General features: G+C 45.3%; 12 protein-coding genes and 1 other RNA gene. 6 read left to right on the top strand and 7 right to left on the bottom strand.

All coding sequences use genetic code 11. The features are described from left to right. Positions 1-296: 296 nt before the first annotated feature. Positions 297-1,442, top strand: a complete 1,146-nt coding sequence (gene metK / locus BIZ39_RS10085) for a methionine adenosyltransferase (RefSeq protein ID WP_014948382.1) — start codon at positions 297-299, stop codon at positions 1,440-1,442. 237 nt (positions 1,443-1,679) lie between these two features. After that, positions 1,680-2,150, top strand: coding sequence for a hypothetical protein (locus tag BIZ39_RS10090; RefSeq protein ID WP_014975740.1), 471 nt, complete (start codon positions 1,680-1,682; stop codon positions 2,148-2,150). An 88-nt stretch (positions 2,151-2,238) separates the two neighbouring features. On the opposite strand, the gene BIZ39_RS10095 is transcribed toward BIZ39_RS10090, so the two are convergent. After that, the gene (locus BIZ39_RS10095; protein ID WP_014948380.1) at positions 2,239-2,736 is read right to left on the bottom strand and encodes an exonuclease domain-containing protein; all 498 of its coding nucleotides are present in this window, start codon (positions 2,734-2,736) and stop codon (positions 2,239-2,241) included. 336 nt (positions 2,737-3,072) lie between these two features. Here BIZ39_RS10095 and BIZ39_RS10100 point away from each other — a divergent pair, with 336 nt between their 5' ends. Genes BIZ39_RS10100 through BIZ39_RS10110 form a run of 3 tightly spaced genes read left to right on the top strand, consistent with a single transcriptional unit; the run spans position 3,073 to position 7,915 of the window. Next, positions 3,073-4,251 carry an ABC transporter substrate-binding protein gene (locus tag BIZ39_RS10100; protein WP_061094306.1) on the top strand — a complete coding sequence of 393 codons (1,179 nt, stop codon included), beginning with the start codon at positions 3,073-3,075 and terminating at the stop codon, positions 4,249-4,251. Next, positions 4,248-7,127, top strand: a complete 2,880-nt coding sequence (locus tag BIZ39_RS10105) for an ATP-binding protein (protein WP_187446898.1) — start codon at positions 4,248-4,250, stop codon at positions 7,125-7,127. The genes BIZ39_RS10100 and BIZ39_RS10105 overlap by 4 nt, the downstream gene beginning before the upstream one ends. 23 nt (positions 7,128-7,150) lie before the next feature. Next, a complete protein-coding gene (locus BIZ39_RS10110) occupies positions 7,151-7,915 on the top strand; it encodes a substrate-binding periplasmic protein (RefSeq protein ID WP_187446899.1) in 765 nt (254 codons plus the stop codon). A 19-nt stretch (positions 7,916-7,934) separates the two neighbouring features. Here the strand turns inward: BIZ39_RS10110 and BIZ39_RS10115 are convergent, their stop codons facing one another. Then, the gene (locus tag BIZ39_RS10115; protein ID WP_187446900.1) at positions 7,935-8,879 is read right to left on the bottom strand and encodes a DMT family transporter; all 945 of its coding nucleotides are present in this window, start codon (positions 8,877-8,879) and stop codon (positions 7,935-7,937) included. 400 nt (positions 8,880-9,279) lie between these two features. On the opposite strand from BIZ39_RS10115, the gene BIZ39_RS10120 reads away from it, so the two are divergent. Beyond that, entirely contained in the window at positions 9,280-11,676 is a 2,397-nt protein-coding gene (locus BIZ39_RS10120; RefSeq protein WP_170826494.1) for a TonB-dependent receptor, read from the top strand. Between the two features lie 68 nt (positions 11,677-11,744). Here BIZ39_RS10120 and rnpB read toward each other — a convergent pair. From rnpB to BIZ39_RS10145, 5 genes are all read right to left on the bottom strand, one after another. Further along, positions 11,745-12,095: RNase P RNA component class A (rnpB, locus tag BIZ39_RS10125), an RNA gene on the bottom strand. 37 nt (positions 12,096-12,132) lie between these two features. Next, positions 12,133-13,596, bottom strand: coding sequence for a potassium/proton antiporter (locus BIZ39_RS10130; RefSeq protein ID WP_187446901.1), 1,464 nt, complete (start codon positions 13,594-13,596; stop codon positions 12,133-12,135). Positions 13,597-13,757: 161 nt separating this feature from the next. Continuing rightward, on the bottom strand, positions 13,758-16,325 hold the full coding sequence (gene secD, locus BIZ39_RS10135; RefSeq protein WP_187446902.1) for a protein translocase subunit SecD: 2,568 nt from the start codon (positions 16,323-16,325) through the stop codon (positions 13,758-13,760). A gap of 85 nt (positions 16,326-16,410) precedes the next feature. Further along, positions 16,411-16,788: a hypothetical protein gene (locus BIZ39_RS10140; RefSeq protein WP_239239508.1), complete on the bottom strand. Its 378-nt coding sequence runs from the start codon at positions 16,786-16,788 to the stop codon at positions 16,411-16,413. 171 nt (positions 16,789-16,959) lie between these two features. Continuing rightward, positions 16,960-17,616 carry an NAD(P)H-dependent oxidoreductase gene (locus BIZ39_RS10145; RefSeq protein WP_187446903.1) on the bottom strand — a complete coding sequence of 219 codons (657 nt, stop codon included), beginning with the start codon at positions 17,614-17,616 and terminating at the stop codon, positions 16,960-16,962. Between the last annotated feature and the right edge of the window lie 140 nt (positions 17,617-17,756).

Consider the following 17,756-nt stretch of genomic DNA (forward strand, 5'->3'; position numbering starts at 1 on the left):
ACCTTACAGTTCAATGGGTTTTGATTGCCAATAGTGAAAGTCATAGTAAAAAATGGTCTATACCCTGACCATCACGTATTCCCATTACAGCAAAAACAGTTATATCTGACGCCTAGTTTCACAAATACATCATTAACTTAAACAATTACGACCTGAATAACCCTACAAGTGATCGGGTTGTGTCAACTATTCGTAACGAAGAGACTTTTAGACGTCTAGAAGTAAAGACTGGTATTTATAACTTGTTTTAGTACAATATACGACTATTTTGATAATTTAACGCTTACGGAGCATTTATGGCCACGCATTTATTCACATCCGAGTCAGTGTCTGAAGGACATCCGGACAAAATTGCTGATCAGATCTCAGATGCGGTTCTTGACGCTATTTTAGAACAAGATCCTCGCGCTCGGGTGGCCTGCGAAACGTATGTAAAAACCGGTATGGTTTTAGTGGGTGGTGAAGTAACTACCTCTGCATGGGTAGATATTGAAGAGCTTACCCGAAAAACAGTTAAAGAAATTGGCTACACGCACTCAGATATGGGCTTCGACGCTGATTCATGTGCGGTATTAAATGCTATTGGCAAACAGTCACCTGACATCAATCAAGGTGTTGATCGCGCAAGCCTTGAAGAACAAGGTGCTGGTGACCAAGGTCTAATGTTTGGCTACGCTAGCGACGAAACTGACGTACTAATGCCTGCGCCAATCACGTACTCTCACCGCCTTGTTCAAAAACAAGCTGAAGTGCGTAAATCTGGTAAGCTAGACTGGTTACGCCCAGATGCTAAAAGCCAAATTACTTTCAAATATGAAAACGACAAGCCTGTTGGCATCGACGCAGTTGTGCTTTCAACCCAGCACTGTGATTCAGTGAGCACTGAAACAGTTCGCGAAGCGGTAATGGAAGAAATTATTAAGCCAGTGCTGCCTAGTGAATGGATTGATGGAAATACACGCTTTCACATTAACCCAACGGGACGATTCGTTATCGGTGGTCCAATGGGCGACTGTGGCTTAACTGGTCGTAAAATCATTGTTGATACTTACGGTGGTATGGCCCGTCACGGTGGTGGCGCGTTCTCTGGTAAAGATCCATCAAAAGTAGACCGCAGTGCAGCATACGCGGGTCGTTACGTTGCTAAGAACATTGTTGCAGCAGGACTTGCTAAGCGCTGTGAAATCCAAGTGTCTTATGCAATCGGTGTGGCAGAGCCAACGTCTATCAGCATCGATACCTTCGGTACAGGTGTGGTAGATGAGAAAACGTTAGTAGCACTGGTCCGTGAACATTTCGACCTACGCCCTTATGGACTTATTCAAATGCTAGACCTCGAGCGCCCTATTTATCGCCCAACGGCTGCGTACGGTCACTTTGGTCGTGACGAATTCCCTTGGGAAGCAACAGATAAAGCAGAAGCGTTAAAAGCATCGATTTAATTCGATAACCAAATAACGCTTTTAAATGCGCCGCTCAGTTTATATAACGCTTTGCAAAAAAGTGTTTGTATAAACTAGCGGCGTTTTTTATTTGGATAGCAAAATCAACGAAACAAATAAAAAACAGCAAAGAATATTTTCATCATTTATTTTTTGCAGCTATGCTTAAATAACGAACACACTATCGCTTGTAGTTTCTGGTTGTTTACAAGCCATGATAACAACTTGGGCTCTTCCATGAATGTGGTTACTGGTATTCTTCTGGCACTTACTTTGGCTGCGTCTATGGCGGCTTCCCCCGTGCTCGCGGAAATGAATGCTCCCCACTACAGCCCTATCCAATTCAAAAGCAAAAAAATAGCCCGGTGGCAGCTAAATAGTATGTACCGCATTCAATCTACAACCGAAACTTATCTATACGACAACAGTTATACCTACCCAGCGGGGTCACAAGGTATGTTTAGCGCCAGCAGGCGGTTTAACACTTGGGTTCCGCAAAAGGTCTATGCAACGTACAAAACCAACAATACCGCCTTTCAGCATTACGCAGAGTGGCTTTATTTACCACATGATGTAGGTACTTTTACTCGGTTGGGCTGGCTGCTTGGCAAAAGCGAGGGATTAAACATGGCGGTAGAACTTGAACATAGGCAAGTTGGGGAAGAAGAGAATATGGCTCTCTCATTGGGCGTCAATTACTTGTTTTAAGTCATCCTTGTTTTAGGTCACCGCTACATTGCACTCACAGTGCGCTTTTAGTATTACACCCCATCATAAAGACGAAACGTAGTTGCCGTTATGCCAATGATAAGGTTTTTGCGTAAGTCTGTTGAATTACCATCGCGTCGGAACTCGCTCTATGACGCTTAACATCAAGTTGGCTCGCAAGGCGGCTTTTCACCTCATGCCATTGATTCATTTGCGCTTCAGACAAAATATATTCCAATGCTCTACACGTAAAAGACATTTCTACCTGCGCTGCGGCGTAGAGCTTAATTAGCCACGGGTTATCAACGACCCAACCGTCACTGTAAACAACCGTATTGCCAAGGAAATTATTTAACTCAACACAGACTTTTCGAGGCTCTTCTCCTCGAGTTTGCAGCATCTGCTGCGTTATGCCGTGCAGTGACTCCGCTTTTCGATCCCAGTGAACCCACGAGTCAAAGGGCCGAAGTAGCTTACACCACTTTGCACCATCATAGCGCACGATACCTATTTCAATAGGGTAACTCGCTGCGCCAAATCCACTTGCTTCAATGTCTATTATTGTTGGCAGGGTATTCTTTCGCACTCACGCTCCAAACCGCTGTTTATCCTTGCTTGCAACATCCGCAAACCATTTTTATCAGGCGGTTTTACTGCTACCTCGTCACCAGAGGAACAACTAAACAACGTCGAACACTGTTTAGCAAATGTACAACCACTCTTCTCGAAATATAAGCTAATAGTAGAATCGTGCCAAAATTAATGCGCACTCGTTTAGTACACCACCCCGTCGCCAGCGCTCAAAAATCTCGTAAAAGCTCTCAAAAAAGCATCAAACTTATACTAAAGGATAAGACGTTTACGCTAAAAGACTGAGCACATTGCTATACACTTTTAAGGTTAACATTTAGGTAGCCTATTCATGCGTGCACTTTCTATCTTTCTCTCGCTGGCTTGCGTCTTTTCAATTTTTACTGCAAGTAAAGCATTAAGTTCAACGGAGCCTCTGGTAATTGGTATTGATGCCGATCTTTCAGCGGTAGCTGTTGAAGGTGGCATCGCTATTACAAGAGGGGTCGAGCTTGCCGTCGACGAAATAAATGCCGCTGGAGGGATTCTAGGTCGTCAAATAAAAGTTATTGCGAAAGACCATCGAGGCAACCCAGCTCGGGGTGTATATAACATTGAGCAATTTTCCCAAACTCCCAATTTACTTGCGGTAGTAGGCGGCGTTCATACACCTGTAGTTCTCGCTGAAATCGACCCAATACACGAAAAAAACATTTTGATGTTGGTTCCTTGGGCAGCGGGGACGCCTATTATCGACAACGGGCACTCACCGAATAACATATTTCGCGTGTCGGTACGCGACGCTGAAGCAGCGTCAGTCCTAATTAATCACGTCAAATATATGGGGCTTTCAAATATCGCGTTGGTATTGGAAAGAACAGGATGGGGACGCTCAAACCTTGAATCATTAACACAAGCTGCAAGTAATAATGATATTGATATAACAGCAACCCATTGGATAAATTGGCAGCAGAAAGACTTTTCTGAGGATATCGCGGCAATAAAAAGCGCGAAAGTGGAAGCGATTATTCTTATCACTAACGTTCCTGAAGGTGTTGTGGTACTCGATGAGATGGCAAAACAAGGCATCGCCTCTCTCCCTGTTGTGTCGCATTGGGGAGTCGCGTCGGGTCAGTTCGCCTCTTTACTTGCAAAGCCCATCGCTAACTACAATGTGTCAGTACTTCAAACCTTCCACTTCAACCACCAGAAAAATACCAAAGCAAAAAGCTTGTTAGAAGCCTATTATAGTAAGTATGGCTTGGTGGATGCGACTGCGATAGGTGGTGTGACAGGTTTGGCTCATGCTTATGATTTAACTCATTTAATCGCGGCAGCTGCTGCGAAAGCTGGTAGTATAGAAGTAGACGCATTACGCGGTGCGCTAGAGTCTCTTCAAAATGTCCAAGGTGCAGTGAAGCACTACACAGCTCCATTTTCAGAGGACAGACACGATGCACTCTGGGCAAAGGATTATTTTATGACTACGTTTAACGAAAAAGGTCACTTGGTAACAACGGGCGTGCAATGATGCAGCAGCCCCCGAGGTTACGCTCTCTTCTGCTTTCAAGCATGCTTCCGCGACTGGTTTTACTCGTCGCGGTTTTGTCTATCATTCTGTTTGCTCTCTCTTTTCACTTCATTGTTAAACAAACCGACCAGCTTCAACAACAATCTGTTGATGGTTTAGAACAAGATATCAATTACATTGTTAGCGACACCACTAGACAGCTAGCAGACTTGGCAGCTAACGATATCATCATCAATTCTTTGGTTGATTTCGAGCAAAGGGATAATTACCTTCCCATGTTTTTCCGCTCGTTAAATTTAACTCAGGCGAAAAGTGTCGAGTTTGCACTATTTGATTTTGCCGGGAACCGGGTGATTGATAAAAACTGGAATGCTGTTATCCCCGAGTCGCTCAGTAGTGCATGGCGCCAGCAAACCCTTGGTTCATCGAATGCATACTCCTCGGTATCAAAGTACGGCGTATTAATAAGCGTTCCAGTGTTACTTAGAGGCGTAGCGGAAGGCGCACTTGTCATGTATGTGGATAGCTTGCAGTCTTTGCTCGCGCCCTATCCCAGACTGACTAACCAGCTTGTTACCGACTCTAGTGGGCATGTCCTGTTTAGCAGTGAGCCATCACTCATTGCTCCCAACTCAAGCTTTTCCGATTTTGATGACAGCGGCTACGCTATAAAAAAGGCTGACTGGCAAAATCTAACCTTATACAGCGTAAAACCCACCATCACCGCATACAGAGAAGCCGCATGGACTGGGATTGTATTGCTGGCAATGATTGTAGGCTTCGTATTTATCATTTTGCATATGGTGAGTATGACGGGAACGCTTGCCGAGCGAACACTTTCGACTTTGTACAATGACATTAAGAATCGACTAAACAGTGATGATAAGACCTCACTACGCCTTGATAGTGACGTTGAGGCCCAAGAACTTGCGGATATTCGCGAAGCGTTTGACAAACTGATTTGGGATCTAACAGAGGTTTCACTGTCTAACGAACAGTTTTCCAACGTGTTGGAGTCAATGGGCGATATGCTTGTTGTGGTTGATCAAGACAAGCAAATCTTACTTTCTAATAAGCGCTTCGACGACTTTTGTCATGACCAGTACGGTGAAAAGAACGGTATTTTGAAGTTCATTATGCAAAAGCTCGCTTCTTCACAGAGCAATGAACTTACACACTTTTCGGTATCAACCGGCCAAGAGCGGTTTGTTCATTGGACTAAAACATCACTGGCCGATGCTAATGGTAATATTCGTGGTGATATCTATGTTGGTAGCGACGAAACCGAACAACGCTCTCTTGAAAGTCACGTTAAAGTGCTCACTCACGCTATGGATGAGGCAACCGTGTCGATCATCATTTCGGACATTAAGCGCGTCGGCCAACCAATAATATACGTAAACAGTGCCTTTGAAGAGCTTACAGGCTACAGTCGTGAAGAAATAATCGGTCATAACTGCAGGTCGATGCAGGGCGATGAAACCAGCAAGCAGACAGTTGACCAAATCCGCAAGGCTATTGCAGTGCGCGAGCCTATTGAAACAACGCTGCTCAACTATAAAAAAGACGGCAGCGCCTTTTACAACCGTTTGAATTTAACGCCGGTAAAAATAAATGGTGAAGTCACTCACTATATCGGGTTTCAACAGGACGTTACTCAACAACGACAAACCGAACAGTATCTTCAGGATGCGCGAGAAAAAGCGGAAGAGTCTGCCCGTCTTAAATCGAGTTTCCTCGCTAGTATGAGCCATGAAATACGCACGCCAATACACGGTATTTCTGGTGTTTTGCAGTTAATGGCTAGCTCTGAACTCACTGAGGAGCAAAAGCACTACCTGTCTCTTGCTAAGTTTAGTATCCAGGGCCTTTTACATATCGTAAATGATATTTTGGACTTCTCTAAAATAGAGGCAGGCCAACTGCAAATTGAAGAAAACCCATTCGACATTTTAGAGTCGCTTGAAAACCTTCAAAGTCAGTACGCGATTATGTGCCAAGAAAAAGGGTTAGCGCTACATTTTCACTTTGATTTACAAGGCTTTCACGTTGTACAAGGCGATGATGTACGCTTTAGACAAATACTCTCGAACTTGTTAGGTAATGCCGTGAAGTTCACCGACAGTGGATGCATTGAAGTCACCACCAGCATTCAGCAAAACGCAGATAACAGCCTTAAGCTTTTATGTAGCGTAAAAGACACCGGCATTGGTATCGCACAAGATAAGCAAAGTACAATCTTTGATGTCTTTACCCAAGAAGACCTTTCTACAACTCGCAAATTCGGCGGAACAGGCCTTGGCCTTTCTATTAGCAAACAATTATGCGAACTCATGGGCGGCGATATAAAACTCGAGAGCGTTAAAGGTCACGGAAGCACGTTCTCTTTCACTATTATGCTTGAACAAGCCGACGAAGCCCTGCTTAAGCCAGTTCACCACTCCTCAGGAGTGAAACGGGAAAAAGGGAAAAAACGCAAAGTATTAATTGTCGAAGACAACGACATTAATCAGGTTATTGTTAAACAGCACCTAAATAACCACACTACATTGAGTGCCAAATCAGGCCTAGAGGCACTTGAAGCGTTGAACAAAATGAAAGTGACCTTTGATGTTGTCTTGATGGACTGTCAAATGCCAGAAATGGACGGCTTTGAAGCAACTAAACGCATAAGAAATGGTGAGGCCGGAGAACGCTATTTAAACGTGCCGATCATCGCACTAACCGCCAATGCCATGAAAGGTGACAAAGAGCGCTGCGTTAACGCCGGAATGGACGATTATCTAAGTAAACCTTTTGATGCTATTGACCTCATCGACAAAGTTGAGCATTGGGCAAGCATTGAAAGAAATAGTGAAGAAAGCGCCGTTCATTAATCTATTGAAGTGGAACATCTTGAGTGAACGCCTTAGCGAGACTAGCCCAACACATCAAAAAAGTTGTTTCGTTTATCTTATTGATTAACGTTTCGCTTTTTGGCGGTGGCGCGACTGCAGATGAAGTACTGCGATATAATCTTGGAACGTCAGGCAGCTCTATCCCGTACGAAAATGCTGTCGACGAAGATAGGGCCGGTATTCTAGTTGAAATCCTTCCCCTTATTATGAATAGAGCAGGTATTAAGACAGAAAAAGTCATGCTCTCTACCAAACGTGCCATGCTTGCATTTAAAACAGGCGCTCTTGATTTCGACTTTTTCAGTCCAAGCTGGCTGTCTAAAGATGAGCCCGCGGGCGACTTCACTTTCTCAGATCCCATTATAGACATCACAGAATACTTTATTACTCTGCCTGAAAACCATAGCCGATACCAAACCGTCGCCTCTATCTACGGTGAAACCGTAGGGATGATCTCCGGCTATGTGTATTTTGATTCTGATAAGTTCGTCAGAATGGACTTTCAAGCCGAGAGTAACCTTATCTTAGCCCTTGGCATGAAACGGATAGATGTCATCATAATGGAGGAAGCAGCGGCGCGTTACTGGTCTTCAATGCACAACGTAAAAATAGCGCTGGGCCCCATCCATACGGCAGGCCAAATGGCGTTGCGTGTTCACAATCGACATAAAGATAAGCTCCCCGCCATTAACCGCGCCATTGCTGAATTAAAACAAACGGGTCAAATTGATAGAATACTTAACAAGTATTCTGACTTTTCATTATAAGCCACACGCGGTTTCAACATTACGCCGTTGCTTTTTTGCCATAGCGCTTTAAAGCAAATGGAAATTTTATCGATTGGATTAAAAGGCAAAGACACACCAGCGTCATGCCAACCCATCCCACCGGCTTGAATACTTCACCAATCAGAAAAATAGCGAAAAGTGTCGCAACCAGTGGCTCAATTAACGTAATAAGCGTAGCTTTACTCGCTTCGGTGGTGCGAAGACCATAGCCAAATAGCAAATAACCAAGAAACATTGGCACCACAGCCATATAGAGTGAAACGCTAATGTGGATAGTGTTAGTAAACAAGTTTTGACCGGTAAACCAGAGGGAAGGCAACAGAGCAACGGCAGCGCAACCGAAAAGTCCGGCCATGGCAGATTTTGAATTTGCGCCAGCGTCAATGTGTTGCTTCGCAGCCCATGAGTACCCAGCGTAAGTTAAACCTGCAATTAAACCCAATAGAACGCCGAACACCTGATCATCTTTAGATGCTGACAACGCCATTGCGTCGTGTGCCTTACCCATGGCTAACATGCCAATCCCAAACGCACCAAACACAAAACTAATAAACCATTTTAAAGACACGGGCTTTTTACTTAAAAAGTACTCTAAAAGCGCAGCGAATAGTGGTGCACTGGCGATAGAAACCACGGTGCCTATGGCAACGCCTGACAAACGCATTGAGCTGTAAAAGGCCAGCGGATAAATTGCAACACATGCACTGCCAAACAGAAAGGTCAGTGGTATAGAAAAAAGAATAGGTGCATCCTTTACCAGTGATTTTCGGGCACTAACACAAAGCAATACACCACCTATACCCATTGCAAAGGCACCGATTGCCAGAGGACTGATTTCTGGAGCGAACTGAGCGGCAGTGCCTGTTGTCCCCCACAGAAAGCTTGCGATAACAATTGCTAATATCCCTTTTACTACATCGCTTGTATTCACTGCTTTCTCCACTCTATTACTCACCTTTTTAGCTTTAACTGTTGAACAATGCTTTCATGTTGTACTTTCTAATTAACCCATCAGCTTTTATTGTGACGCTGATATAAACCGCTTGCTGCCGCTTGCTTTTATCGCCCAGTCATTTTTGCTCTTAGGGTCAACACCTCTCTCATAAAGATGATACTTAGATTATTGCTTTTGTAATTAGCCAGATAGACGCTTCTTTTGACCTTTTAGACGCACATTCCCCACACATTTACAATTAACACTAAATTAACAAGAAAAACGTACCGCATTAGATACAACAAAAAATGAAATATTTGTTTCGCAAGTTATGGAAATAACCCAACTTTTTTGCCACATTACGCCCTTACCTGATAACAAAATAGAAACAACCAACCTGGATGGACTTATGTTTAAAATAGAAAAATCGTCGTTTAGACGAAGCACACTTAGCGTTGCGGTTATGGGGCTGCTTAGCTCCGGTGCAATGGCGCAGGACACACAACAAAAGGATGACGATGACTTTGAGCAGATCATAGTAACTGCAACAAAGCGTGCAGAATCCATTGAAGACATTCCTTTTTCAATCAACGCACAAACGCAGCGAGACTTTGAACGCAGCGGTGCAGGAAACTTAGAAGACGTCGCAAGAAACGTGGCGAGCGTATCAATTCAGAACTTAGGACCAGGCCAAAGCCAAGTATCTATGCGTGGCGTTTCAGCGGGTCAAATTGTACGAGACCAACCAGGCGTTAAGGAGCAGGTCGGCGTATACCTCGATGAAAGCGTGATCTCGCTGTCTTTATTTACTCCAGATCTCGACCTTTTCGACCTTAACCGCATTGAAACCCTGCGCGGTCCGCAAGGTACGCTTTTTGGATCTGGCTCTATCGGCGGAACCCTTCGCTACATCACCAATCAGCCCGAGTTAGATACCTTTGAAGGTAAGTTTGAAGCTAATCTTAATAGTGTGACAGACGGTGGCGTGGGCGGTCACGTTAAGGGCATGGTAAATGTACCTATTTCCGACACCATTGCCATGCGCGCGGTGGTATACCGCACTGATTACGCAGGCTTTATAGATGCGTTAGGTGAAAACGGCGCGTTTAGCGAAGACGTTAACGACGGCGATAGAACTGGCGGACGCGTAGCTTTCATTATCGCACCCAACGATAAGCTCACGATTACACCACGACTTATCTTCCAAGAATTGGAAATGAACGGGTTTAACAGACAGGAAGTGTATAATGTGTTTGCTAACCCTTACACAACGACCCGCCCAGCTATTCAATTGGGTGAACGAGAACAGTACCTGCTGCTTGAAGAAGGCTTCTCTGACGATACCTTGATTGCTGACGTAACTGCTGAATATCAAGCCGACGTTGCTGATTTTACCTTTGTTTATAGCTATACCGACCGCGATATTCTTGTAAGTCGTGATGCCAGCGCGCTTTCGGGCTCAGTAAGTATCGACTTAGGTTTTCCTGATGAAGCCGTACTATTACCGTCGAACTTATTAGACAGAACGGAAGTAGAGCAAGATACCTTTGAGCTTCGCGCCGCATCCAATGGCGATGGCGCGCTAGACTGGCTAGTTGGCGCTTTCTACTCTTCTACAGAGCGTGTTTACGACCAATCACTCCCTACCCCTGGGTACGACGCATTTACCGACGCCACCTTAGGTGAAGGCACGTCAGCAGCGGTTGCCAATGGTTTTGAAGCTGATTCTCCCTACAACGCCTATTTACCATACGACTTGAAGCAGCTTGCTGTGTTTGGTGAAGTGAACTATCAAGTGAACGATGACTTTAAAATGACCGTGGGCTCTCGTTTTTACGATTATGAAGAAGAGCGTCAGTTTATCTCTGGGGGCTTATTTGCCAACGGCGACAACCAGACCGATTCTACAGAATCAGATGGCTTTACTTCTCGCGTTATCGGCCAGTATAGCGTAAACGAAAACGTGAACTTAAATGCTCAGGTGTCTCAAGGATTTAGACTTGGCGGTGTAAATGACCCGCTAAATAGAAGCCTGTGTACCGACCAAGATGAAGCAATCTTTGGTTCGTTCCAAGACTATGACGATGAAAAGCTCACCAACTATGAGATCGGTATGAAATCATCAGGTCGTGGATGGTCAGCTAACATCTCGGCTTTCTATAACGATATTGAAGATCTTCAGGTTACATTGGATGCTGGTTCTTGCTCGTCACGTGTATCATTTAACGTGCCGGACGCCCACACCCAAGGTATTGAATTTGAGCTTACGCGTCAGTTTACTGACCAGCTCTTTTTCTCATTAACGGGTAGTATCATTGAAGCCGAGTTCGATTCAACCGTTGTTGATGGTGATGGTGCGGTACTAGGTGGCGTAGAAGACGGTAACCGCCTAGCTTCAGTACCTGAAGAGAGCTTTGCCATCGCATTTACCTACGATTTAGCGCAGCCTTTATTCTCTTCAAACAGCACCTATTTCCAAGGCTCTTACCAGTACGTGGGAGACCGTATAACCCAGCCTAGTGACCAAGTTGCAGGCGCAGGTATATTCACTTCAGGCCTTGCCTTTGGCGGTGCCACTGGCGCAGAAACAACGGAATTAGACTTGTTGTTAGACGACTACGGCACGCTTAATATGAGCTTCGGTCTTACCTACGATGACTATGAAATATTACTGTATGCAAACAACCTGTTCGACGAAAACGCCCAGCTATCCTTTGATAGAGAACGTGGTGGACGAGCTCGACTTGGATTTACGGTAAACCAGCCACGCACCATTGGTGCGACGTTCCGCTATTTCTTTCAGTAAAGAGTGATAAATGTCTCTGCCTGAGGAAATATCCCTTCAGGTAGAGGCTTCACTTTCTTTTAGGAAAAGAGTGGAGTTGGCCGTAAGCCGGGTTCTGTCGTGGGCAACCATTCCTCTAGATCAGCAATCGCTCACTGATTCAAGCAACCTACCCGATCCCCATGCGGGCCACACGTTGAGGGATCCTATTTGGTCTTGCTCCGGGTGGAGTTTACCTTGCCACACTCTGTTACCAGAGGTGCGGTGCGCTCTTACCGCACCCTTTCACCCTTACCGGCATGTAAACATGCTTAGGCGGTCTTCTCTCTGCTGCACTTGTCGTCGGCTCACGCCGCCCAGACGTTATCTGGCACCCTGCCCTTTGGAGCCCGGACTTTCCTCCCCTTTCTTACGAAAGCGGCGATTGCCTGGCCAACTCCGCGGCGCATTCTACATGAAGTACCCTACAATAGCACCCTATTCCTGCTCGCTGTAAAAGCAGTGCTCAACGGCACTTTTATCGAGCAGTTTGGTGATAATGAAAATTTGATCGCCCATTTCTATTTTGGTACTTCCTTTAGGTATAAGGGTTTCTTCACCACGGGCAATCATCGCCACTACCGTATTATCGGGAAGAGCTAATTCGCTAATGGTTTTATGTAGTGCTGGCGATAACTTCGAAACCTCTATTTCTATAAGCTCGCGCTTGCTCTTAGCGACTTTTACAATCTCCAGCGTGCTCGATTCCTTTACTTCATCGTCCAACACTAAGCCTAACTTACGCGCCGCATAAGGTAAGGTGGAACCTTGCAACAAGGCAGAAATAAGCACGATAAAGAACACCACATTAAAAATGAGCTCGGCGTATGGCATGCCGAATATTAGCGGAAATATAGCGAGTATAATTGGCACCGAACCGCGTAAACCCACCCATGATATAAGCAGCGATGCGTTGAACGAGAATTTTGAAAGCAATAAAATAGGCATAACCACCAGCGGACGTGCAATAAAAATAAGCACAAACGCAATTAAAAGGCCTTCTTTCCAATTAACAAACAGCTCGGTGGGCGTTACCAACAAACCTAAGATAACGAACATAGCAATTTGCCCAAGCCAGGCCAGCCCATCCAGAAACACAAACGTATTACGCTGATAAGCAAAGCGGCTGTTACCCACGATAACACCCGTAATAAAGGTAGCGAGAAAGCCGCTGCCATTTAAGTTCGCAGCAAGGCCAAAAGACAATACACCAAACAACATCACAAATACCGGGTACAAACCGATGGCCATTAAGGTGACGCGTCTGAAAAGCCATACTGCAATACCGCCGATGGCAAGGCCCACTATCGCTCCCACTCCCATTTGACTGGCAAACAGCGAAAGTAAGTCAACTGGCTTAGTGGTGCTGTCTTGAATAAGCGTAATAAGGCCGATTGTGAGGAATATGGCCATTGGATCATTCGACGCACTTTCCAGCTCTAGTGTGGATTTTATTTTTGAAGGAATGCGTATACCAGCGTTGCGCAGAACAGAAAATACTGCTGCGGCGTCTGTCGACCCTACAATAGCACCAAGCAATAAGCCCTTATAAAGCGGTAAATCGAGAATAACCATAGCGGCGATACCGGTGACCACTGCCGTACCAATTACGCCAAAAGTGGCGAGCAACGCGGCGGGTTTCCACGCCTGCGCTATGGACTTTTTTGACGTTTGTAGACCGCCATCAAATAGGATGAGAATAAGCGCAAATGTACCAATGGCATGCGCAGCATCAGCATTATCGAAGAAGATTCGGCCGATACCATCTTCTCCAGCCAACATACCTACACCAAGGAATAAAACTAAAACAGGTACGCCAAAGCGCGGGGACAATTTACTGGCCAGTACGCCCAAAATGGCAAGCACTGCACTGAGTAAAATAATGTGATCAACTGCAAACATTATACGTTCCTTATTGCCCTTGATGCTCTCACGCAAATTATTCGGGTATGCGTGAGAGCATCAAGGGTTCCTGTTAATACTGCTACCTTACCGCGTTTTTGCACCAATGTATTGAGGTACAAGAGCCCGCTGAGGTATTGGGGTTAAGGAACTTGTGCCGCCTAAGGGATGTGCGACAACGAAGCCTTAATCTCTTCTGCAGTAGGCTTTAACTGCGCTTTACCTTGTTTCTCTCTTCTGCTGCCCAACAAATACAGCAGCGTAGAGGTGATAAACAAGGTCGATGACGTGCCAATCACGACAGCAAAAACCATAGGGACTGCAAAACTTTCTACGGCATCACCGCCAAAAATAGCCATTGGTAACAACGCCAACAGCGTGGTAACGGAAGTGAACACCGTGCGGCTTAGCGTGCTGTTCACGGCCTCATTAATAGTATCTGCCAATGGCTTGTTTGGGTCTAAACGCAATAATTCACGGATGCGATCAAGCACCACCACCTTATCGTTTATAGAGTAACCAATGAGCGCCAACAGTGCTGCGACAGCCGTTAAGTTAAATTCGATGCCTGTAAGCGCGAAAAAGCCTATGGTTTTGGTTAAATCGAGTATCACGGTTAGCAGCGCTGCGCTCGCAAAATGCGCTTCAAAGCGTGCCCACAGATACAACAACATGCCGCCACCTGCGATAAGCAATGCTAGAATGGATAGCTCGGCAAAGCCTCCGCTGACCTTGGGTCCAACCATATCAATTTTATCAAAACTTACCTCACTGTCGGCTTGCGAAATCGCACGCTTTAGTGCGTCAGTCTGCTTTGCGTTGCTATTTTCAAGCTCGCCACTGCTATCTAGAACAGGTGCTCGCAATAAATAGTGATGTTCACTGCCATATTCTTGAATTGCTATCTGATCAAAGCCATTGCTTTCAATCACATTCCTTAGCTCATCGGTAGTAAGGGTTGGTGCGGTCAACTCAATCATTGTGCCACCGGTAAAGTCGACACCATAATGTAAGCCAGGCTTAGCAAACAAGCCGATTGAAAGCACTGTTAGCACTACCGAAACAGCGAGTGCAATTTTACGCTTTGCCAGAAAATTAATACCGCTAAGCTTATCGCTTAACCGCAAAAGCGGTGATGAAAAGCGCAAAGGAACGCGCTGCTGCGCGCGATCTTGCGTATTCTTTTGCTTCGACTTAACCACTCTTAGCATTAACATTTTAGTTAGGGCTACAGCAGTAAATACCGAAGACACCAGACCAAGGGCAATTGTAATTGCAAACCCTTTAATAGGGCCGCTTCCAAACATAAACAACAAACTTACCGCTATTAGTGTGGTGAAGTTTGAATCCACAATAGTCGCGAACGCTTTATCAAAACCCACCTCTATTGCACTGGCTGCCGGACGACCTTTTTTACTTTCTTCACGAATACGTTCATTAATCAAAATGTTCGCGTCCACCGCCATGCCCATGGTTAGGATCAAACCTGCAATGCCCGGTAACGTCAGTGTTGCGCCAAACAGGGTTAATGCGCCAAACACCAACGCCATATTGATACAAAGAGCAAAACTTGCGATAGCGCCCCACCTGCCGTAAATCGCTACCATAAATGCCAATACCAGTAACGCGCCTGCCACGCCGCTTTCCACTCCGGTTTGAATTGCATCGCTGCCTAAATCTGGCCCCACCGTGCGTTCTTCTATAATGGTAAGTGGCACAGGTAACGCACCAGTGCGAAGCATTAATGCGGTGTTGCCCGCCTCGGGCAATGTAAAGTTACCGGTTATTTCGCCACGACCACCTGGGATCACGCTATTAATAACGGGGGCTGTAACCACTTTGTCGTCAAGGACGATAGCAAGCACACGGCCGATGTTGTCACGTGTCATAGTGGCAAACTGCTTGGCACCTGCACTGTCTAATCGGAACGTCACTACTGGCTGGCCATTTTCACTACTTAAGACACCTGCCGCATCAGTAATATGCTCACCTTCTAGCGCCACTTTTTGCTCTAAGCGATAGGTATTACCCGCCGCATCTTGCTTATTCATAACCTGCTCAGACTGGCTATTCGCGGCCCAGTGAAAAGTCATTTGTGCGGTAGTGCCCAATAATTTTTTAACTTGAGTGGGCTCAGACATACCCGGCATCTGAACTAAAATGGCGTCTTTACCTTGTAGCGTAACGCTAGGCTCAGTAAGCCCCGTTTCGTTCAAACGCTTTCGAACTACTTCAACACTTCGGCTTAACGTGTCTTTAACCAGTTGTTCGGTATATAGCTCGTTAAGCGTAAGGGTAACGGTGCTTTGCTTTATCTCTACATCAAGTGCACTTGAACCATTTGGCTGAGCGGAAATTTGATATGCGGTGTCTTTTACCTTTCTCGCATCATCTGCACTACGCAATGTAAAGACGATACTTCCAGAACGACTATCTTTATGAGTGAGTGAATGAGACGTCTTTGTATAGCGCACGTTTTGACTGCGCAATTCGCTAAGTAAGTCACTCGAAAAGCTATTGAGTTGCTTTTCAAACAAGGCGTTGGTGTCTGCGGCTAATAGCAGATGCGAACCACCTTGCAAATCTAAGCCTAAAGATAGTGTGGAAGTGGTGTACCACGTAGGTAACTGCTGTTTAATTGATTGTGGCAATATGTTGGGCGCAGCGCTCAGTAAACCGAGCATAACGATGAGCACATACACAAAGCCACGAAATGAAAATCGTGCCATTTTAGAATCCTGAATAATAATGTTTTTAAGGTCGCCAAATTTAAGAACACAACAGGTGTGCCCCCACGTTGACGCATATGAGTTGTTAAATCAGGATAGAGGGTGGTGCGCGAGGGCTTGGTTTAACCCACTTTTGTGACTGAAAAGGAACGTCTGCTGAACGTGTATTGACAGCAAAAAGGCCGGTATAAACCGAGTGCAACGAAGCAGGTATTAACCCTAAGAGATCGGCATCGGTAGGCTGCTCACTGTTGTTGTCCGTCAGCTTGCTGGCGTTAAATCGCAGAGAGTAGCTTTGCGAGTTATGAACAAACTTAGCAAGTGGTGACTGTGATGTTACCTCGGCATTACTCGCTACATCAGGTGGCTGAAACCCGGTACTAACAACCAGATACGACAATACCCACGCCATGAGGAAAGGCGCAAATGTAGAGGGGTAAAAGCGTTTAAAGGTTGTATTCACCAGAGTTCCATTCGCAGTAAGAAGCAGTGATTGTTGTCTGTAAGCAAAGTACAGTGGGGGCTAAAAAAGCAAATTCAATTGCTGTAGTAAAAAGAGCCCATGCTAAGGGCTCTTTTTACATCTCGTATTTACGAGTGACGTGCGTTTGTTTGAACGTCACATTTCTACAAGTTAAACGATTGTAATAACGTCTTCTTTCGCTAGGCGTGCTTTTGGAAGGCCGTGATTCCAATCATTCTCAGTATCAGGGTACCCCATGGCAAGTGCAACTTCGCAAACGTGACCATCCAGCTCATCTTTGAACAACTCACCAAGTAATTCAGGATCAACACCCTCCATAGGTGTAGAAGCGATCCCCAGGCGAGCCAAAGTATGTAGTACGTTACCGAGAGCTAGATAAACTTGAGCTTTGGTCCACGCCGCGTTATTGCCATTGTCATCGGTGTTCGCTTCCGCAAATGCGTAAGCGCCCATGAAGTTTTCACGCATATCTTCGGGCAAATGACCAGACGCTACTTCTGCATCGACACGCTTTACAAATTTCTCTTTCGTAAATTTAGGATCATAGGCAAACAGAATGGTATGCGATGCTTCTTTAGCGTGATGCTGATTGAACTGATGCTTATTGGCAAAGCTATCGTGTAAACGCTGCTTGGCTTCATCACTTTCAACAACCACAAATTTCCATGGCTGAGAGTTGATTGAAGACGCAGATAGTCTCAACGCCTCAAGAATTGTCGCCAGATCATCAGCTGAAATGCGTTTACTCGCATCGTACTGTTTAACCGTGTAACGCTTATTTAAATCTTCAATAATTGGATGAGACACAATTAACTCCTCAATACGTCTGCTATTTGTTGTTCACGCATGAATGACGTGGTCAACCAAAATCACACAACCCAGTTAAGCCGCTTTTTGTAAGTTAGCCATGTCAGCCTCATATTGATTTGGACTCTTGTAATCCAGAT

Source organism: Alteromonas sp. BZK5, from assembly GCF_014349115.1.
In the GTDB taxonomy this organism is placed as follows: Bacteria; Pseudomonadota; Gammaproteobacteria; order Enterobacterales; family Alteromonadaceae; genus Alteromonas; species Alteromonas macleodii.